This window comes from Streptomyces massasporeus (assembly GCF_014648995.1).
In the GTDB taxonomy this organism is placed as follows: Bacteria; Actinomycetota; Actinomycetes; order Streptomycetales; family Streptomycetaceae; genus Streptomyces; species Streptomyces massasporeus.
Genome location: NZ_BMSE01000010.1, coordinates 123,386 through 142,015, shown reverse-complemented (window position 1 = coordinate 142,015; position 18,630 = coordinate 123,386). Strand labels below are relative to the sequence as shown.

16 protein-coding genes are annotated in these 18,630 nt (G+C 72.4%); 7 read left to right on the top strand and 9 right to left on the bottom strand.

Going from position 1 to position 18,630, the window contains the following annotated elements:
- Window positions 1-15: 15 nt before the first annotated feature.
- The 3 genes from IE153_RS22535 to IE153_RS22525 are packed head-to-tail and all read left to right on the top strand — an operon-like array spanning window position 16 to window position 3,585.
- A complete protein-coding gene (locus IE153_RS22535; RefSeq protein WP_189591639.1) occupies window positions 16-1,596 on the top strand; it encodes a class I adenylate-forming enzyme family protein in 1,581 nt (526 codons plus the stop codon).
- Window positions 1,593-2,771, top strand: coding sequence for an FAD-dependent monooxygenase (locus IE153_RS22530; RefSeq protein ID WP_189591638.1), 1,179 nt, complete (start codon window positions 1,593-1,595; stop codon window positions 2,769-2,771). Before IE153_RS22535 ends, IE153_RS22530 begins: the two co-directional genes overlap by 4 nt.
- Before the next feature lie 10 nt (window positions 2,772-2,781).
- Window positions 2,782-3,585, top strand: a complete 804-nt coding sequence (locus IE153_RS22525) for an aminotransferase class IV (RefSeq protein WP_229829116.1) — start codon at window positions 2,782-2,784, stop codon at window positions 3,583-3,585.
- A gap of 72 nt (window positions 3,586-3,657) precedes the next feature.
- On the opposite strand, the gene IE153_RS22520 is transcribed toward IE153_RS22525, so the two are convergent.
- Window positions 3,658-4,125 carry a carboxymuconolactone decarboxylase family protein gene (locus tag IE153_RS22520; protein ID WP_189591637.1) on the bottom strand — a complete coding sequence of 156 codons (468 nt, stop codon included), beginning with the start codon at window positions 4,123-4,125 and terminating at the stop codon, window positions 3,658-3,660.
- Between the two features lie 48 nt (window positions 4,126-4,173).
- A complete protein-coding gene (pdxR, locus tag IE153_RS22515; protein WP_189591636.1) occupies window positions 4,174-5,562 on the bottom strand; it encodes a MocR-like pyridoxine biosynthesis transcription factor PdxR in 1,389 nt (462 codons plus the stop codon).
- Between the two features lie 47 nt (window positions 5,563-5,609).
- Between pdxR and IE153_RS22510 the strand changes: the two genes are divergently transcribed.
- Genes IE153_RS22510 through IE153_RS22500 form a run of 3 tightly spaced genes read left to right on the top strand, consistent with a single transcriptional unit; the run spans window position 5,610 to window position 7,308 of the window.
- A complete protein-coding gene (locus tag IE153_RS22510; protein WP_189591635.1) occupies window positions 5,610-6,119 on the top strand; it encodes a carboxymuconolactone decarboxylase family protein in 510 nt (169 codons plus the stop codon).
- Window positions 6,116-6,592, top strand: coding sequence for a carboxymuconolactone decarboxylase family protein (locus IE153_RS22505; protein WP_189591634.1), 477 nt, complete (start codon window positions 6,116-6,118; stop codon window positions 6,590-6,592). Before IE153_RS22510 ends, IE153_RS22505 begins: the two co-directional genes overlap by 4 nt.
- On the top strand, window positions 6,589-7,308 hold the full coding sequence (locus IE153_RS22500) for an isocitrate lyase/PEP mutase family protein (RefSeq protein ID WP_189591633.1): 720 nt from the start codon (window positions 6,589-6,591) through the stop codon (window positions 7,306-7,308). The genes IE153_RS22505 and IE153_RS22500 overlap by 4 nt, the downstream gene beginning before the upstream one ends.
- Before the next feature lie 3 nt (window positions 7,309-7,311).
- Here the strand turns inward: IE153_RS22500 and IE153_RS22495 are convergent, their stop codons facing one another.
- The 6 genes from IE153_RS22495 to IE153_RS22470 all read right to left on the bottom strand — a co-directional run bounded on the left by IE153_RS22495 (window position 7,312) and on the right by IE153_RS22470 (window position 15,678).
- A complete protein-coding gene (locus IE153_RS22495; protein WP_189591632.1) occupies window positions 7,312-8,268 on the bottom strand; it encodes an ABC transporter substrate-binding protein in 957 nt (318 codons plus the stop codon).
- Between the two features lies 1 nt (window position 8,269).
- A complete protein-coding gene (locus tag IE153_RS22490; RefSeq protein WP_189591631.1) occupies window positions 8,270-10,219 on the bottom strand; it encodes an ABC transporter permease in 1,950 nt (649 codons plus the stop codon).
- Window positions 10,219-11,289: a quaternary amine ABC transporter ATP-binding protein gene (locus IE153_RS22485; RefSeq protein WP_189591630.1), complete on the bottom strand. Its 1,071-nt coding sequence runs from the start codon at window positions 11,287-11,289 to the stop codon at window positions 10,219-10,221. The genes IE153_RS22490 and IE153_RS22485 overlap by 1 nt, the downstream gene beginning before the upstream one ends.
- Before the next feature lie 32 nt (window positions 11,290-11,321).
- Window positions 11,322-12,854, bottom strand: a complete 1,533-nt coding sequence (locus IE153_RS22480; RefSeq protein ID WP_189591629.1) for a GMC family oxidoreductase — start codon at window positions 12,852-12,854, stop codon at window positions 11,322-11,324.
- A gap of 132 nt (window positions 12,855-12,986) precedes the next feature.
- Window positions 12,987-14,507, bottom strand: a complete 1,521-nt coding sequence (locus tag IE153_RS22475) for an aldehyde dehydrogenase family protein (protein WP_189591628.1) — start codon at window positions 14,505-14,507, stop codon at window positions 12,987-12,989.
- A gap of 247 nt (window positions 14,508-14,754) precedes the next feature.
- Window positions 14,755-15,678 (bottom strand): LysR family transcriptional regulator, encoded by a 924-nt coding sequence (locus IE153_RS22470; RefSeq protein WP_189591627.1) that lies wholly within the window; start codon window positions 15,676-15,678, stop codon window positions 14,755-14,757.
- 93 nt (window positions 15,679-15,771) lie between these two features.
- Here IE153_RS22470 and IE153_RS22465 point away from each other — a divergent pair, with 93 nt between their 5' ends.
- On the top strand, window positions 15,772-17,208 hold the full coding sequence (locus tag IE153_RS22465; protein ID WP_189591626.1) for an MFS transporter: 1,437 nt from the start codon (window positions 15,772-15,774) through the stop codon (window positions 17,206-17,208).
- Here the strand turns inward: IE153_RS22465 and IE153_RS22460 are convergent.
- The gene (locus IE153_RS22460; protein WP_189591625.1) at window positions 17,201-18,190 is read right to left on the bottom strand and encodes a malate dehydrogenase; all 990 of its coding nucleotides are present in this window, start codon (window positions 18,188-18,190) and stop codon (window positions 17,201-17,203) included. The genes IE153_RS22465 and IE153_RS22460 overlap by 8 nt on opposite strands.
- Between the last annotated feature and the right edge of the window lie 440 nt (window positions 18,191-18,630).

Sequence of the window (18,630 nt, the reverse complement as noted above, 5' to 3'; positions counted from 1 at the left end):
GAGAGGAACGAACCCATGCGACAGTCCCTGCTCGCCGACCGAGGGTTCTATCTGGGACCGGTCTTCGGGCGTGCGGCCGACCGGCACGGGGCGGTCTTCGTCACGCTCGACCGGCCCCTCGACGTCGCCCCCGCCCTCGGGGTCGACCTGAGCTACCGCGTGCTGGCCGAGGTGGTCGAGGAGGTGTCCGGCCGTTTGTGGGAGGCCGGGGTACGACCCTCGGAGCAGGTCGTCGTGCACAAGGCCGACAACGTCGACATCATGCTGCTGACCTGCGCCGTGTCCCGTATCGGGGCCGTGCCGGTGCTGCTGTCGCCGACGCTGGCCCCCGCGGTGGCCGGGCAGCTCCTCGCACGGCTGCGGCGGCCCTGGCTGATCACCGACGGCGCGACGCTGGCCGGTCTGGGTGACGTCGGCCTGTCCGGGCTCGTGCGGCGGACGCTGACCGTGGACGAGGCGCCCGGTGCCGAGCCGCTGGCCGCGTACGCCGGCGCCGAACCGCCCCCGCCCGTGCGGCTCCATCCCCGTGAACCCGCCCTGATCACCCACAGCTCCGGCACCACCGGCGTCCCCAAACTGGCCGTGCACTGCGCACAGACGATGTGGAACCGGCTCGTGCCGCAACAGGCGATGGGATGGCCCACCCGGGGTGAGACGGCCGCGCTGCACATGTCGTTCGTGCACTCGCGCTTCTACCATCTGCTCGGCGTGCTCCTGCACTTCGGCAGTCCGCTCGTGCTGATCACCGACCCGGACCCGGCCGCGGTCGGCCCGCTGCTGGCCCGGCACCGGCCCGGCATCGTGGAGACGCACCCCAACACGTTCGTGCTGTGGGAGGAGCTGGCCGGTGCGCCCGGGGCGCCGCTGTCCCGGGTGCGGTCGTACGGCTCGACGTTCGACGCGATCCATCCGCGCACCGTGCGGCGGCTGCTGGACGCCTCACGGCGTCGCACGCCCTGGCTGATCCAGCTGTACGGGCAGAGCGAGACGGGGCCGGTGGCGTTCCAGGTGGTGACCCGGCGCAGCGCGGCCCGGGCGGACGGCCGCCGGGTCGGGTTCGGGATACCCGGCTTCACGCGGGTCCGGATCACCGACGCCGACGGCGCGCGGGTTCCGCCCGGCACCCCGGGCCGCATCGAGGCGCGCACCCGGGGCCGGATCCTCACCTACCTCGGCCTCCAGGAGCGCTACGACCGTCAGCTCACCGACGGCTGGTGGGAGATGGGCGATCTGGGCTATCGCAGCCGCCTCGGTGCGCTGTACCTGATCGACCGGGAGGTCGACCGGATCGACGCCGTGCACAGCAACCTGGAGGTCGAGGACGCCCTGATGTCGCGGTTGGAGGAGTTGCGCGAGGTCGTGATCGTGCGAGGGGCGCAGCGCGAGCCGGTGCCGGTGGTGTGCGTGCGCGGGGAGCGGCCCCTGGACCCGGAGCGCTGGCGGCGGGCCACGGCCGGGCTGCCCGCGATGGCCGAGCCGCGGCAGTGGCGCTTCGACGAGCTGCCGATGACGGCGACCTGGAAGGTGAAGCGCGGGGAGATCGCCCGGATGCTGTCCGCCGTGCCGGAGCCCAGGGCCGAAGGCGCCCGGGCATGACCCCGGTCCTCGTCGTGGGCGCCGGACCCGTGGGCCTGTCGGCGGCCCTCGCGCTGCGGGCGCACGGCCTGCCGGTCACGCTGCTGGAGGCCGACCCGGAAGAGCGTGCACGGCCGGGCAGCCGAGCCCTGTTCGTGCACCGGGAGACCCTCGCCCTGCTGGACGCGATGCTGCCCGGCCTCGCCGCCGAGATCACCTCGTACGGACGGACCTGGCACACCCGGCGCACCCTCTACCGGGGCCGTGAGGTGTACGCCCGGACCTACCCGCCCCTGACCGGGCCGCCGCCCTTCACCAGCCTGCGCCAGACCGACACCGAGCGTTTTCTGCGCGCGGCCTGTGAGCGGGCCGGGGTCGACTTCGTGTGGGACGCCCGCGTGACGGGCGTGCGCACCACACCGACGGGCGTCTCGCTGACCGGCGAGGACGGGCGGATGTGGACCGGCCCGTACGCGGTCGCCGCCGACGGGGCGCGCTCCGCGGTCCGGCGTGAGCTGGGCATCGAGCTGGAGGGGACGCGCGGCGAAGGCTTCCATGTCGTCGTGGACATCGCCGATGTGCCGGGCGTCGAGCTGCCGTTGGAGCGGGTCTTCCACTACGAGCATCCCGGGGCGGGCGGGCGCAGTGTGATGCGGGTGCCGTTCACCGGGGGCTTCCAGGTCGACTTGCAGTGCCGCGACGACGACCGGCCGGAGGACTTCGGCACCGAGGAGGCGGTACGGCGCCGGCTGCCCGCGATCGTCGGGGACGGGTACGGCGACCGGATCCTGTGGGTGTCGACGTACCGCTTCCTGCGCATGGTGGCGGCCTCGTTCACCGATCCGCACCGGCGGGTGCTGCTCACCGGTGAGGCGGCGCACCTCTTCCCGCCGTTCGGGGCGCGGGGGATGAACAGCGGGATCGCGGACGCGGCGGCAGCCGCCGGGGCCATCGCCGCGGGGACCGGCGCGGCGGTCGAGCGGTTCGCCGAGGTGCGGCGCGCGGCGGGCCTGTTCAACATGGCCGCCGCGGGTACGGCCCTGGACCATCTGCGGCCGCGCCGCCGGATCGTCCGGGCCCGGCAGCGGGCCGCGGCGGCCCTGGCGCCGGTGCTGCCGTGGTGTGGATCCTGGCTGGAGCACGCGCCCTACGGACCCCGGCACGGGGCACCCGCGGTCGCGGGCCGCATGTACTGAGGAGGACCTCGTGGAGACAAGACCGGCGGTGGCGGAGGGCCTGTGGGCGTGGACGCCCGGCCGTGGCCTGGCCCCGGCCCCGGAGCGGGCGGCGGGTGGGCGGCTGCTCGTCGCGGACTCGTGGCTGCTGCGCGAGGGCCGGGTGCGGGCCTACGCCCGGCACCGGGAGCGGTTCTCGCGGTCCTGCGGCGAGTGCGGCGGGCCGGAGCCGCGCCGGCTCGTCGCGTTCTGGCAGGACGTGACCGCCGCGCTGCCGCGCACGGGGGTGTGGTTCCCCCGGGTGGAGCTGGCGGCCGGGTCCCTGGAGCTGCGGTTGCTGCTGCGGCCCGCTCCGCCGCTCGGCACGGGGGTGCGCCTGTGGGCGGCGGGCCAGTCCGATCCGCGGACCGTGCCGCGTCGCAAGGGCCCTGACCTGGACACCCTGGCCCGGGTGCGCCGCCGGGCCGCGGGCGAGGGCGCGGAGGAGGCGGTGCTGATCGCCCCCTCGGGCACGGTCCTGGAGTCGGCCACCGCCGGTGTCCTGTGGTGGGAGGACGACACCCCGTGCCTGCCCCCGCCGCGGCTGCCCGTCCTGCCGAGTGTGACGGCCGGCCTGGTTCAGGAGCGGGCGCTGCGCTCCGGGTTCCGGATCGCGCACCGGGAGCGGACCGTGGCCGAGCTGGACGGCCGTGAGGTGTGGCTGGTGAACGCGCTGCACGGAATTCGGCCCGTGACGGGCTGGGTCGGACGGCCGATGCGGGTGCCTCCGGCGGAACGGGCCGGTGAATGGCGGACATGGCTGGACGGCTTGATGGAGCCGCTGCCTGCCGGCTGAATCGCGGGAAAAGGAGCGGGATAAAAGAAGCGCCGGATCGAATTCGACCCGGCGCACTTCCCCTCTCCCTTTTCAGCTTTTCGGGACCATGCGCGTCGATATCGCGATGCGGTTGTAGGCGTTGATGACGGTGGCCGCCCAGATGAGGGCCGCGATCTGGTTCTCGTCGAAGACCTCGGCCGCCTCGGCGTAGACGGCGTCCGGGACGCGACCGTCGTGGACCAGTGTCACCGCCTCGGTCAACGCCAGGGCGGCGCGCTCGCGTTCGGTGAAGAACGGCGTCTCCCGCCAGGCGGCCAGGGTGTGCAGACGCTGCTCGGTCTCGCCCTGCCCGCGGGCGTCCCTGGTGTGCAGGTCGAGGCAGAACGCGCAGCCGTTGATCTGCGAGGCACGGATCCTGACCAGTTCGAGCAGTTCCGGTTCGAGCTTCGCGTCCCGGGCCGCGGATACGGCGGCTGCGTGCAGGGATCCCATTGCCGCGGAGACATCGGGGGTGATTTTCTTCAGGGCCACGCGGGATATGGCAGAACTTTCACTCATGGGGTGACCATATCCTTCGGGACGCATTCCGGAGAGTAATTCGCGCGATTATCCGGGCAGGACCGCACACAGCGCGTCCAGCGCCCCGGACCAGGCGTGGTCCGGGGGTGTGCCGTATCCGACGACCAGGGCGTCGACGGGCTCGGCCGGCGCATCGGGGTGGGTGTAGCGGGCGAGTCCGTGGAGCGCGAGACCCCGCCAGTGCGCCGCCTGGACGACCGACTGCTCGGTGCCGGGCGGCAGCCGCAGCAGAACGTGCAGCCCGGCCGCGATGCCGGTGACGCGGGCTTCCGGGGCCCGGGCGGCGACGGCGGCGACCAGGGCGTCCCGGCGGCGCCGGTAGCGCAGGCGGGTCGCGCGGACGTGCCGGTCGTAGGCGCCGGAGGTGAGGAACTCGGCCAGGGTCAGCTGGTCCAGCACCCCGCACGGGTCGACGCCCCCCTTGGCCGCCGCGGCCTCCTCGGCGAGGCCCGGCGGCAGCACCATCCAGGCCAGCCGCAGGCCGGGCGCGAGGGACTTGCTGGCGGTGCCCAGGTAGACCACCCGGTCGGGGTCCAGGCCCTGGAGCGCGCCGACGGGCTGCCGGTCGTAGCGGAACTCGCCGTCGTAGTCGTCCTCCAGCACCAGCCCGCCGGTGCGCCGCGCCCAGTCCGCGACGGCCGTACGGCGGTCCCGGTGCAGGGGCACGCCCATGGGGAACTGGTGGGCGGGGGTGAGGAGAACGGCCTCGGCGTCCGCCAACCCGCCCGGGTCGGTGCCGAGTCGGTCGAAGGGCAGCGGGGTGGTGTGCAGTCCGGACGCGGTCAGGATCCTCCTGTGCACGTCGAGGCCGTACGACTCGACCGCGACCGTCCGTGCCCCGCGCGCCCGCAGGACCGTGCCGAGCAGCTTCAGGCCGTGCGCGAACCCGGCGCACACCACGATCCGTTCGGGGTCGGCGCGCACGCCCCGGGCCCGGGAGAGGTACCCGGCGAGCGCGGCCCGCAGCTCGGGGCGGCCACGCGGGTCGCCGTAGCCCAGGGCCTGGTACGGGGCGGCCGTGAGGCCGCGCCGGGCGGCCTTGAGCCACTCCGCGCGCGGGAACGACGCGAGGTCGGGGCTGCCGGGGCGCAGATCGTAGGCCGGGCGGGTGAGGGCGCGGGGGTGGGGCGCCGTGCCGGACGGCGGGACGACCTCGCGCTCCACGACCCGGGTGCCCGAGCCCTGCCGGGCGGTGAGCCAGCCCTCGGCGACGAGGTCGGCGTAGGCGTCGGCGACGGTGTTGCGGGCGATGCCCAGGTCGGCTGCGAGCGCGCGGGAGGAGGGCAGCCGGGTGCCGGGGGCCAGCCGGCCGGAGCGCACGGCCTCGCGCAGGGCGTCGGTCAGGCCCCGGCGCAGGCCTGGCCCGGTCGGCTCCACCAGCAGGTCGATGCCCAGAGTGGCCCATGATTCCGCCATGGAAATGGACCATACTCCTGGGCTGCTTCCTTCCTAGGGTCGAGGGCATGACGACGCACACCGAGACCACGACCACCGTGGAGTACGCCCCCGAGCGGCCCGCCCGCCTGGAGTGGGCCAAGCACGCGCCCGAGGTCTACAAGGCGATGGTCCGGCTGGAGACCGCCGCCCGTAAGGGCCTGGACCACACGCTGTACGAGCTGGTGAAGATCCGCGCCTCCCAGATCAACCACTGCGCGTTCTGCATCGACATGCACACCAAGGACGCCCTCGCGGCGGGTGAGAGCGTCGAGCGGATCGTGCAGCTCAGCGCCTGGGACGAGTCGCGGCACTTCTACACCGCGAAGGAGATCGCGGCGCTGGAGCTGACGGAGGCGGTGACGGTCCTGACGGACGGTTTCGTGCCGGACGAGGTCTACGACAACGCCGCGAAGCACTTCGAGGAGGCCGAGCTGGCGCAGGTCATCGCCGCGATCACGGTGATCAACGCCTGGAACCGGTTCGGGGTGACCTGCCGGATGGCGCCGGGGCACTATGAGCCCGGCCAGTACAAGTGACGACCCGGACCCGGCTGCTGGACCCGGCGGTCGGCCGGGCCCTCTCGGCCGTCAGCGCCACGGCGAAGAAGGGGCTCGGCGACCCGGCCCTCGCCGAACTCGTCGTCATCCGCGCCTCCCAGCTCAACCACTGCGCGTTCTGCCTCGACATGCATCTCGCGCTCGCCCGCGAGTACGGGGTGAGTGAGCGGCAGCTCGATCTGCTGGCCGCGTGGGAGGAGGCGGAGGACGTCTTCGACGAGCGAGAGCGGGCCGCGTTGGCGCTGACGGAGGCGGTGACGGTCCTGACTGGGGGCACCTCCCAGGCTTTCGGCTCTGGGGGAGGTTTCGTGCCGGACGAGGTCTACGAGCGGGCCGCCAAGCACTTCGACGAGACGCGGCTGGCCCATCTGATCGGGCTGGTCGTCGCCATCAACAACTGGAACCGGGTGATGGTGAGTCGCCGGATTCCGCCAGGGGGTCACACACCATGACCAAGACCGACGTGTTCCGGGCCCTGCACCGGGGCCGGGTGCCCGGTGATCCGCTCGTGCTGCCCGGGCCGTGGGACGCGGCCAGTGCGCGGGTGTTCGCCGAGGCCGGGTTCCCGGCGCTCGCCACGCCCAGCGCCGGGGTCGCCGCCTCGCTCGGGTACGAGGACGGGCAGGTCCCGGCCGACGAGATGTTCGCGGCGGTCGCCCGGATCGTCCGGGCCGTCGACGTGCCCGTGTCGGCGGACGTGGAGGGCGGATACGGGCTCGCGCCGAAAGACCTCGTGGAGCGGCTGCTGGAGGTGGGGGCGGTCGGCTGCAACCTGGAGGACTCCGCGGACGGGGTGCTGAAGGACCCCCGCGCGCACGCCGCCTGGCTGGCCGAGGTGCGCGAGGCGGCCGGTGACCGGCTGTTCGTCAACGCACGCATCGACACCTTCGCCTGCGGGGCCGACGACCCCGGCCCGGCGATCGAGCGGGCCGCGCTGTACGTCGCCGCCGGTGCCGACTGCGTGTACCCGATCGGGGCCCCGCCGGCGATCCTGCCGCTGCTGCGGGCCGGTATCCAGGGGCCGGTCAACGTGGGGGCTCCGACCGACGGTGGCCCCTCACCCGCCGAACTCGGCGCGCTCGGGGCCACCCGGATCACCTTCGGGCCGGGTCTCCAGCGACGGGCCGCCCGGGCCCTGCGGGAGATCGCCGACCGGCTGGCGCAGTGAACGTCAGGACAGCCACTTCTTCCACGTGGACTTGTGGCTGTCCACCCACTTCTTCGCCGCGTCCTCCGGCGTCATCTTCTTGTCGGCGATCATCAGGGAGACCTCGTTCTGGTCCTCGGTCGTCCACTTGAACTTCTTCAGGAAGGCCGCCGCCTTGCCGCCGTTCTTCGCGAAGTCCGAGTTGAGGTACTTCTGCAGCGGGGTGTGCGGATAGGCGCAGGCGACCTTCTCCGGGTCGGCGTCGCAGCCCTCCTTGTACGCCGGCAGCTTCACCTCGGTCATCGGGACCTTCTTGAAGAGCCACTGCGGCGAATACCAGTAGGTGAGGAAGGGCTTCTTCTCCTTGGCGAACTGCTTCATCTGCGTGATCTGCGCCGCCTCGGACCCGGCGAACACCACCTGGTAGTCCAGCTTCAGGTTCTTCACCAGCGCCTTGTCGTTGGTGACGTAGGACGGCGAACCGTCCATGAGCTGGCCCTTGTTGCCGCTCTCCGGGGTGCGGAACTGGTCGGCGTACTTGTTGAGGTTCTTCCAGTTCGTGACGTCCGGGTGCTTCTTGGCGAAGTACGTCGGGACGAACCAGCCGATGTGACCGGTGACGCCGAGTTCGCCGCCGGGCGCGATCGTCTTCTTGTCCTTGACGTACCGCTGTTCCTGCTCGGGGTGGCCCCAGTCCTCCAGGAGCGCGTCGACGCGGCCCTGGCTGAGGGCGTCCCAGGCGGGCACCTCGTCGACCTGGACGGTGTCGACGCGGTAGCCCATCTCGTGCTCCAGGAGGTACTGGGCGACGGCCACGTTGGACTGGGCACCCACCCAGGACTGCACGGACAGGGTCACGGTCTTGGCGCCCTGCGCGTTGGCGAAGGGCGAGGCCTGCTTGGTCATGTCGGCCGCGCCGCAGCCGGTGAGCAGTGCCAGGGAGCTCGCCGCGGCGATCACGGCAGTCTTACGGACTCGCATGTCACGCTCCCTTCTTCGCACGGCGTTCGGTGGGCTGTGTCACCCGGTCGAGCATCAGGCCGAGGCAGACGATCGCGCCGCCGGCCACCAGACCGGTCGCCAGGTCGCCCTGGGCGAGGCCGAAGACGACGTCGTAGCCGAGGGCGCCACCGCCGACCAGGCCGCCGATGACGACGACGGCGAGGACCAGGACGAGGCCCTGGTTGACGGCGAGCAGCAGCGCCGGGCGGGCCAGCGGGAGCTGCACCTGCTTCAGTTGCTGCCAGCTGGTCGCGCCGAGCGAACTGGAGGACTCCAGCGCGGCCGGGTCGACCTGGCGCAGGCCCTGGGTGGTGATCCGGACGACGGCCGGCAGCGCGTAGACGATCGCCGCGGCGACGGCCGGGGCGCGGCCGACGCCGAACAGGGCGACGACCGGGATCAGGTACACGAACTGCGGCATCGTCTGGAACACGTCGAGGACCGGGCGCAGCGCCCGCTCCAGACGGTCGCTGCGGGCCGCGGCGATACCCACGGCGAAGCCGACGACCAGGGTGACGGCGACGGCCGCCAGCACCTGGGAGAGGGTGTCCAGGGACGGCTTCCAGACGCCGAGGACGCCGATCGCGGCCATGGCGAGGACGGCGGTGAGCGCGGTGCGCCAGGTGCCGATCACCCAGGCCAGGGCGGCGACGATCAGCAGGACCGACCACCAGGGCAGCGCCTGCAGGCCGTCACGCATCGGGTCGAGGACCCAGGTGGTGAAGTGGCCGGCCCAGTCGGCGGTGCCGCCGACGACGGGGACGCCCGAGTACAGGTGCGCGGTCATCCAGTCGACGGCGCGGTTGACGGGCTCGGCGATGGCGACGACCCAGGAGTCGGGCCAGTCGAGGCGTCCCGCGAGCCGCCCGGCGACCGCCACGACGACGACGCCGGCGAGGGCGAAGAGCCAGCCGCGCCCGCTGTGCGGCTCGGGTTCGGCGCCGAGCTTCTCCCCCGCCGCGCCCGTGACGCGGTCGAGGACGACGGCCAGCAGCACGATCGGGATACCGGCGGCCAGGGCGGCACCGACGTCGACCGAGGCCAGGGCCTGGTAGACGCGGTCACCGAGACCGCCCGCGCCGATGACGGCCGCGATGACGGCCATGGACAGCGCCATCATGATCGTCTGATTGAGGCCGAGGAGGAGTTCCTTGCGGGCCAGCGGGATCCGGGCCGTCAGCAGGCGCTGGCGTGCCGTGGAGCCGAGCGACTCGACGGCCTCCAGCACCTCCTTGTCGGCGCCGCGGAGCCCGAGCGAGGTGAGGCGGGCCATGGGCGGGGCGGCGTAGACGACGGTGGCCAGGACGGCCGCCGGGACGCCGATGCCGAAGATCAGCACGACCGGCAGGAGGTAGGCGAAGGCGGGCAGCACCTGCATGGTGTCCAGGACCGGCCGCAGCACGCGGTCCATCCGGTCGGACAGCCCGGCGGCGAGCCCGAGCACCACGCCCACCACGACCGACGCGAGGACCGCGACGACCATCAGGGCGAGCGTCTGCATGGTCGGCACCCACATGCCGAGCAGCCCGCAGGCGAGGAACGCGGCGCCGGTGCCGAGGGCCAGCTTCACGCCCGCCACGCGCCAGGCGACCAGCGCGCCCAGGGCGGTCACGCCCGCCCAGCCGACGGCCAGGAAGGTGAGGTAGACGGCCCGTACGCCGATGACGACGACGTTGCTGACGTGGCCGAAGAAGTAGAGGAACAGCGGGTGGCTGTCGCGGTTGTCGATGATCCAGTCGCTGGCCTTGGCGAGCGGCTCGGAGAAGTCGACGGTCAGCGCGCTCGGCCAGGTGCCGCTCGCCCAGCGGGCGTTGGCCAGCGGCACGAGGACCGCGGCGGCGAGGGCGAGCAGCAGCAGCTTGTGCACGGCCCGGTGCTTGAGGAGACCGGGCAGCCCGACGCGGGGCGGGTTCGCGGTGATGGTAGCCATCAGACCGCCTCCTTGGGCTGCTCCGTCCCGGGCGGAGCGGGCTGCTCCGTGCCGGCGACGACGCCGAGGAGCGTGTCGGAGTCGACCACGCCCACGCACCGGCCCTTGTCCACGACCCGGGCCGGAGCGCCGGCGCGGGCGACCGCCTCGATCGCCTCGGACACCGTCGCGTCGGGGCGCACGGCCGGTCCGCTGCCGTCCTGGCCGGCCGACGGACGGCGCATGGCCGTCCGGACGGTCATGACCTGCTCGCGCGGGACATCGCGGACGAACTCGCGGACGTAGTCGTCGGCGGGCGAGCCCACGATCTCCTCGGGCGTGCCGAGCTGGACGACCCGGCCGTCGCGCATCAGGGCGATGCGGTCGCCCAGCTTGAGGGCTTCCTGGAGGTCGTGCGTGATGAAGACCATCGTGCGGCCCTCCTCGTGGTGGAGCCGGACCACCTCCTCCTGCATCTCGCGCCGGATGAGGGGGTCGAGCGCGCTGAACGGCTCGTCGAAGAGGAGGACTTCGGGGTCGACGGCGAGCGCGCGGGCGAGGCCGACGCGCTGCCGCTGGCCGCCGGAGAGCTGGCTGGGGCGGCGGTGCTCCATGCCTTCGAGGCCGACCTTGGTGACGACCTCGGCGGCCCGCTCGCGCCGCTCGGCCTTGCCCAAGCCCTGGATCTCCAGGCCGTAGGCGACGTTGTCGAGGACGGTGCGGTGCGGCAGCAGGCCGAAGTGCTGGAAGACCATCGCGGCGCGGTGGCGGCGCAGTTCGCGCAGCCGGGAGCGGTCCATGGCGCGGACGTCCTCGCCGTCGATGGCGATGGTGCCGGCCGTGGGCTCGATGAGCCGGGTCAGACAGCGCACCAGCGTGGACTTGCCGGATCCGGACAGGCCCATGACGACGAAGACCTCGCCCTTGCGCACGTCGAAGCTGACGTCGCGGACGGCGGCCGTGCAGCCGGTGCGGGAGCGCAGCTCGGCGGGGTCGAGGGCGGTGAGCTCGGGGTCGCCGGGAACGCGGTCGGCCTTGGGGCCGAACACCTTCCACAGGCCCTCCACCGAGAAGACGGGAGTGGTGTCCATGGTCTGCTCCGTGGGGGGTTCGAGGGTCGCGGTCACTTGGAACCACCACCGATCAGCTCGGCGGCCTTTTCACCGACCATGAGGACTCCGATCATCGGGTTGACGGTGGTCATCGTGGGGAACACGGAGGCGTCCGCGATGCGGATGCCCTCCAGGCCGCGGATGCGCAGCTCGGGGTCGACGACGGCGGACCGGTCGTCGGCGGCGCCCATCCTGCAGGTGCCGGCGGGGTGGTAGACGGTGTGCGCGACCTTGCGCGCGTACTCGCTGAGCTCCTCGTCACCGGTGACGTCCGGGCCGGGGGCCACCTCGCGCTTGAGCCAGCCGGCCAGGGGCTCGGTCTTGGCTATCTCGCGGGCGATCCTGATGCCGTCGACGAGGGTCTTGCCGTCGTAGTCGTCCTCGTCGGTGAAGTAGCGGAAGTCCAGGGCCGGCTTGACCTCGGGGTCGGCGCTGGTCAGGTAGAGCCGGCCGCGGCTCTTCGGCTTGGGGATGTTCGGGGTCATCGAGACGCCGAACTCCGGCCGCTGGTAGCCCAGTCGCTCCGGGTTGTCCGTGAACGGGATCTGGTAGAAGTGGAACATCAGGTCGGGGTGCGGCTGTTCGGGGTCGCGGCGCACGAACAGGCCCGCGTCGGAGTCCATCGCGGAGTTCTCCGGGATGGGGCCGTTGGTCTCCCAGACGATGACCGACTCGGGGTGGTCGAGCAGGTTCTCGCCGACACCCGGCAGGTCGTGCGTGACGGGGATGCCGAGCTTCTCCAGGTCGGCCTTGGGGCCGATGCCGGAGTGCATCAGCAGCCGCGGCGAGTCGACAGCACCGGCGCACAGCAGGACCTCGTTGCGCGCCTTGACGAGGATTTCCTCGCCGTCCTTGGTGCGCACGTGCACGCCCTCGGCGCGGTCGCCGTCCAGCTGGAGCTTGTACGCCCAGGTCTCCAGCAGGATCGTCAGGTTGGGCCGCTCGTCCATCACCGGGTGCAGGTACGCCACCGACGCCGAGGACCGCTTGTTGTTCTCGGGGTGGTAGGCGAGGTCGAAGAAGCCGACGCCCTCGGTGAACGGCTTCTTGTTGAAGCCCTCCACGCGCGGCACGCCCAGGGCCTCCTGGGCCGCGTCGACGAAGTCGCGGGCGATGGCGTTCCGGTCCTTCTCGTCGACCGGGACGATGTTGTTGTTGAGCCGGGCGAAGTACGCCTCCATCTGCACCGCGCCCCAGCCCTTGGCGCCCGCGGCCTCCCACTCGTCCCAGTCCGCCGGCAGCGGCTTGAAGGCGATCAGGGTGTTGTGCGAGGAACAGCCGCCCAGCACGCGGGCCCGGCTGTGCCGGATATGCGAGTTTCCGCGTGGCTGTTCGGTGGTGGGGTAGTCGTAGTCGAGCTCGCCGCCCAGCAGGCCCATCCAGCGGCGCAGGGTCAGCACGTCATCACGGCCGACGTCACTGGGGCCGCCCTCGATGACGGCGACGGTGACGTCCGGGTTCTCGGTCAAGCGGGAGGCGATCACGGAACCTGCGGTTCCGCCACCTATCACGACATAGTCGTACTCATGACTGGTGTGGGACATGGCGTACTTGCTCCAGTGGGGATGAAGTGAACGGGCTCGTGGGACGGGGACGTCAGCCCGGGATGTGGGGGTCAGCCCGGGTTGGGGGTCGGCTGCCCCGCGGAGGTCGGCGGCCCGGCGGGGGGAAGGGGGTCAGCCCGCGAACCAGCGCACCGGCTTCGGAGCGAGGTTCTGGTAGACGTGCTTGGTCTCCCGGTATTCGGCGAGTCCGGCGGGGCCGAGTTCGCGACCCACTCCGCTCTTGCCGAAACCGCCCCACTCCGCCTGCGGCAGGTAGGGGTGGAAGTCGTTGATCCAGATCGTGCCGTGGCGCAGCCGGCCGGCCACGCGGCGGGCGCGGCCCGCGTCGGCGGTCCAGACGCCGCCCGCCAGTCCGTACTCGGTGTCGTTGGCGAGGGCGACGGCCTCGTCCTCGGTCCGGAAGGTCTCGACGGTGACGACCGGCCCGAAGACCTCTTCCCGCACGACGCGCATCTCGCGGTGGCAGTGGTCGAGGACGGTCGGCTCGTAGAAGTAGCCGTTCTCCGGGCGCTGCGCGGACGGCTCGGGGCGCTTGCCGCCGGAGCGCAGCACGGCGGCCTCCTTGAGGGCGGACTCGACGTACATCTCGACCTTGGCGCGCTGCTGCTCGGAGACGAGCGGGCCGCACTCGACGCCGTCCTCGGTGCCGCGGCCGAGGCGGATCCTCTCGGCGCGCCGGGCGAGTTCGGTGACGAAGCGGTCGCGGACCGACTCCTCGATGATGAGGCGGGCACCGGCCGAGCAGACCTGGCCGCTGTGGATGAAGGCGGCGTTGAGGGCCTGGTCGACGGCGGTGTCGAAGCCCTCCTCGGTGGCGCAGGCGTCGGCGAAGACGACGTTGGGGTTCTTGCCGCCGAGTTCGAGGGCGACCTTCTTGACGGTCGGGGCGGCGGCCTCGGCGACCTTGGTGCCGCTGATCAGGCCGCCGGTGAAGGAGACCAGGTCGACGTCGGGGTGCTCGGACAGGCGGGCGCCGACCGAATGCCCGGGGCCCGTGACGATGTTGGCGACACCCGCGGGGAGTCCGGCCTCGACGAGCAGGTCGATGACCGCGATGGTCGTCATCGGCGTGATCTCGCTCGGCTTGATGACGAAGGTGTTGCCGGCGGCGAGGGCGGGGGCGATCTTCCAGCTGGCCTGGAGCAGCGGGTAGTTCCAGGGCGTGATCATCGCGCAGACGCCGATCGGCTCGTGCACGACGACGCTGTGGATGTCGGGCGAGCCCGCGTCCACGACCCGGCCGGGGGCCTCGCCGGCGACCAGGTCGGCGAAGTAGCGGAAGGCGTCGGCGACACAGTCGATGTCGACGCGGCCCTCCTCGACGGTCTTGCCCGCGTCCTGGGCCTCCAGCCGGCCGAGCTTCTCGCGGTCACGGACCAGGAGATCGGCGACGCGCCTCAGCAGCGCGGCCCGCTCGGTGACGGGCGTGTGCGGCCACGGCCCCTCGTCGAAGGCGCGCCGGGCGGCGGCGATCGCCAGATCGGTGTCCTTCTCGTCGCCCTCCGCGACCACGGCGAAGGGCAGGGCGTCCGCGGGGTCGAGGATCTCGCGGGTGGCCCCGGAGGTGGCCGCTCGCCACTCTCCTCCCGCATGGATGGTTTCACGCGCCTGAAGTTCGGTACTTTCCGCCATGATCGCTCTTCGCCTTCCGTTCCTGATCAGCGCCCCTGTGTCACATTCGTGTCACTAAGAGACCGAGTTCGCCTGCCCTACTCCCGCAATTGCATGCGCACCTGTGGCCGAAAGTGCGCTGCGTCACTGAAAATGCGGACAAACGGGGGCCAAAGTACCCATCGTTCACCGGGCGTGAGGGCGACGGACAGGCCGGCTTTCGGAGCGTGACCCGACGATCACCGGCCCGGTCGGCCGAACCGGCGGGTCAGTCCTTGCACGACCGGTCGAAGAGGATCTCCCGGACCGCGCCCCGCAGCCAGGCGTGTGCGGGATCGGCGTCGTGACGCGGGTGCCAGGCCAGACCGACCTGCAGCGGGGGGAGCGGCAGCGGCACCTCGAAGGTGGCCACGCCGAGGGCCCGCGCCATGGGGACGCTCCAGTAACTGATCAGCCCCGTCAGGTCGGTGGCCCGGACGACGAAGAGGGAGGCCGGGAAGGTGCCCACCGAGCCCACCACCCGCCGGGTCAGGCCGAGATCGGCGAGGGCATCGTCCACCGGGCCGCGCAGCCTGCCCCGCCGGGAGACGACCAGGTGATCGGCCTCCCGGGCGAACCGCTCGGGCGTCAACTCGCCCTCCAGCAGCGGATGTCCGGCCCGTACGACACCCATCATCCGGTCCTCGTACAGCGGTTCCACGTGGACCTCGGGCGCCACCGTGTCGATCACCCCGACCTCCAGATCGGCGGTGCCCTCCCGCAGCAGCGGCGCGTCCACATGGCTCTCGGCGAGGAACCGCAGCCGGATGCCGGGTGCGTCCCGTGCGGCCCGCGCGAAAAGATCAGGACCGCAGGCGGCGGCCACGGCGTCGTGGCACAGCACCGTGAACGTCCGGGTCACCGTGCGCAGGTCGGTGTCGGCGGGGGGCGTGAAGAGGGCCCGCGCCCGCTCGACCACGGCACTCACCTCCGCCCGCACGGCCAGCGCCCGCGGGGTCGGCACCATCCGCCGCCCGGCCCGCACCAGCACCGGGTCCCCGAGCGCCTTGCGGATCCGGCCCAGGGTGCGGCTCATCGCCGGCTCGGACAGATGAAGCCGCCGCGCCGCCCCGCCGACGCTCTGCTCCTCCAGCAGCACATCCAGCGCGACCAGCAGATTCAGATCCAGACCGCTTGATTGCGTCACACGCATCGATCCCTTGCAAAGGTTGCACTGGAGTACAGGTACGGCCCGAGCCTACGGTCGGCAGTGCGATCCCCACCCACCGAGCTCCCGGGAGGAGCCTTGCCCTCGCACGCCCTGAAACAGCCGACCCTGCTGGCCCTGTGCGCCTGCGCCCTGGTCGCACAGAGCATGGTCGCGGCCGTCAACCTGCTGATCCCGCAGCTGAGCGATTCGTCCCTGCACCCCTCGACCGGCGAGATCCTGTGGACGGTCGACGCCTACGTCATCGTCTTCGCGGGACTCCTCATCCCGGCCGGAGCCCTCGGCGACCGGTACGGCCGCAAGGGCGCCCTGCTCGCCGGGCTCACCCTGTTCGCGGCCGGGGCCGCCCTCAGCGCCCTCGCCCGGGACCCCGCTCTGCTGATCGCCGGGCGCGGCGTCTCCGGGGCCGGGGCCGCGCTCATCACGCCCGCGACGATGTCGATCCTGGTACACCTCGCCGGACCGGGCGGACGCGCCCGCGCCATGGCCTCCTGGACACTGGCGCTCGGCCTGGGCGGGCTGGCCGGGAACCTCGGCGGTGGTCTCGCCGGCCAGTACGCGTCCTGGCGGGTCCTGTTCGCGGCCATGGTGCCGCTGGCCGCGCTGCTCGTCGTCGCGGTCGCCGTCACCACCCCGCGCACGGACCGCTCCCCGCACAGCAGCCTCGCCCCGGCCGGGACGCTTCTCCTCACCGGCGGACTGGTCGCGGTCCTCTTCGGCATCATCGAGGGCCCGGCGTACGGCTGGGCCTCGCCCCGGATCCTGCTCGCGTTCGCGGCGGGCGCCCTGCTCGTCGCCCTGTTCACGCTCGTGTCCCTGCGCTCGCGCGCCCCGCTGCTCGACCCGCGCGTCTTCGCCGCGCCCCGGCTGCGCGCGACGACCCTCGGCATGGCGACCGGTTTCTTCGGTCTGTTCTCCCTCTTCTACGTCAACTCGCAGTACCTGCAAGGCGTCAAGGGCTACGGACCCGCCCGCACTGGCGTCGCGATCGTGCCGCTCGTCATCGGCATGACCCTGGTGCCCAGGCTGGCGGCCCGCTGGTCAGCCCACCCCCGCCCCGTCATCGGCGGCGGCCTCGCCCTCATCGGCACCGGCCTGCTGGGCGTGTCCACGGCCGGAGCGGGAACGCCCTACCCGCTCTACTCCTGCTGGCTGCTGGTCATCTCGGCCGGCACCGGGCTGTGCATGCCGGCGCTGACCCTGGGAGTGGTCACGTCCCTGCCACCCCACCAGGCGGGCCTCGGCTCGGGCCTCGGCACCTCCGCACGGGAGATCGGTGCGGCTCTCGGCGTCGCCGTCACCGGCACGGTCCTGGCCTCCCACCGCGATCTGAACAGCGGCATGGCACCGGCGCTGCGCGTCGTGGGCCTGCTGGTCCTGGCGGCCACGGTGGCGGTGACCGTGGGATACGGCCGGGCCCATGCGGACTCCGGCCCCGCGAAGCCCGCAGGCCCCGCACCGGAAGCGACCGGTACGGGGCCTGCGTACGAACGCGGAGAGGCTCCGGTCAGATGAGGCCGAGGCCGCGGACCGCCTCGCGCTCCTCCTCGAGCTCCTTGACGGAGGCGTCGATCCGGGCGCGGGAGAACTCGTTGATCTCCAGGCCCTGGACGATCTCGTACGAACCGTCCTTGGTGGTGACGGGGAAGGAGGAGATGAGCCCCTCCGGCACGCCGTACGAACCGTCGGACGGGATACCCATGGAGACCCAGTCGCCGTCGGCGGTGCCGTTGACCCAGCTGTAGACGTGGTCGATGGCGGCATTGGCGGCGGACGCGGCCGACGAGGCGCCACGGGCCTCGATGATGGCGGCGCCGCGCTTGGCGACGGTCGGGATGAAGTCGTCGGCCAGCCACTTCTCGTCGTTCACGACCTCGGCGGCGTTCTTGCCGGCGATGGTGGCGTGGAAGATGTCGGGGTACTGGGTGGCGGAGTGGTTGCCCCAGATGGTCAGGCGCTTGATGTCGGCGACCGTGGAGCCCGTCCTCTTCGCGAGCTGGGTCAGCGCGCGGTTGTGGTCCAGGCGGGTCATCGCGGTGAAGCGCTCGGCCGGGACGTCCGGCGCGGCGGCCTGGGCGATGAGGGCGTTGGTGTTGGCCGGGTTGCCGACGACCAGGATCTTGACGTCGTCCGCGGCGTGGTCGTTGATGGCCTTGCCCTGCGGCTTGAAGATGCCGCCGTTGGCCTCCAGCAGGTCGCCGCGCTCCATGCCCTTGGTGCGGGGGCGGGCGCCGACGAGCAGACCGACGTTGGTGCCGTCGAAGGCGACGTTCGGGTCGTCGGTGATGTCGATGCCCTGCAGGAGCGGGAACGCGCAGTCGTCCAGCTCCATGGCCGTACCCTCGGCCGCCTTCAGGGCCGGCGTGATCTCCAGCAGGCGCAGCTTCACCGGCACGTCCGCGCCGAGCAGCTGACCGGAGGCGATGCGGAAGAGCAGGGCGTAACCGATCTGGCCGGCCGCGCCGGTGACGGTGACGTTCACGGGAGTGCGGGTCATGGCGTTCTCCGTATGACAGCTGGCGGTGGGGCGGGGTCCCTGCCCCGGACGTTTGATCGATCTCTTGGCGTCAAGAGATCCATCCAGCCGTCAGGCTATCGCGCATCCGGGATCCCGGACGTCCGGGTCGGTGTGGCCCGGCCCACAACCCCGTTCCGCGTGCCCGCCCCCACGCGAGAGGCGGCCGCCCGTCCGGGAGAGGAGGACGAAGGCGGCCGCCTGGGGGGATACCGACCATGCCGGACTCCCGTGGGGGTACGGTTCGCGTGCCCCCGATTCCGGCGGGCACTCCTCCCGTTCGAAAATTCTTCGCCCGGGTGGGGCGGGGTGGGCTGTGGACGGGTGGGGCGGGGTGGCGACGGGTGGGGCGGGTCGGCAACGGGTAGGGCGGGTCGGGCGGGTCGTCGACGGGTAGGGCGGGTCGGCGACCGGCGAAGCCA

Excerpts from the sequence above, each read along its gene's own strand:
- pdxR (WP_189591636.1), bottom strand. The coding sequence starts at position 5,562 with ATGGCGGAATCATGGGCCACTCTGGGCATCGACCTGCTGGTGGAGCCG.
- IE153_RS22470 (WP_189591627.1), bottom strand. The coding sequence starts at position 15,678 with ATGCGTGTGACGCAATCAAGCGGTCTGGATCTGAATCTGCTGGTCGCG.
- IE153_RS22485 (WP_189591630.1), bottom strand. The coding sequence starts at position 11,289 with ATGGACACCACTCCCGTCTTCTCGGTGGAGGGCCTGTGGAAGGTGTTC.
- IE153_RS22495 (WP_189591632.1), bottom strand. The coding sequence starts at position 8,268 with ATGCGAGTCCGTAAGACTGCCGTGATCGCCGCGGCGAGCTCCCTGGCA.
- IE153_RS22535 (WP_189591639.1), top strand. The coding sequence starts at position 16 with ATGCGACAGTCCCTGCTCGCCGACCGAGGGTTCTATCTGGGACCGGTC.
- IE153_RS22510 (WP_189591635.1), top strand. The coding sequence starts at position 5,610 with ATGACGACGCACACCGAGACCACGACCACCGTGGAGTACGCCCCCGAG.
- IE153_RS22490 (WP_189591631.1), bottom strand. The coding sequence starts at position 10,219 with ATGGCTACCATCACCGCGAACCCGCCCCGCGTCGGGCTGCCCGGTCTC.
- IE153_RS22530 (WP_189591638.1), top strand. The coding sequence starts at position 1,593 with ATGACCCCGGTCCTCGTCGTGGGCGCCGGACCCGTGGGCCTGTCGGCG.
- IE153_RS22480 (WP_189591629.1), bottom strand. The coding sequence starts at position 12,854 with ATGTCCCACACCAGTCATGAGTACGACTATGTCGTGATAGGTGGCGGA.
- IE153_RS22460 (WP_189591625.1), bottom strand. The coding sequence starts at position 18,190 with ATGACCCGCACTCCCGTGAACGTCACCGTCACCGGCGCGGCCGGCCAG.
- IE153_RS22475 (WP_189591628.1), bottom strand. The coding sequence starts at position 14,507 with ATGGCGGAAAGTACCGAACTTCAGGCGCGTGAAACCATCCATGCGGGA.
- IE153_RS22500 (WP_189591633.1), top strand. The coding sequence starts at position 6,589 with ATGACCAAGACCGACGTGTTCCGGGCCCTGCACCGGGGCCGGGTGCCC.
- IE153_RS22520 (WP_189591637.1), bottom strand. The coding sequence starts at position 4,125 with ATGAGTGAAAGTTCTGCCATATCCCGCGTGGCCCTGAAGAAAATCACC.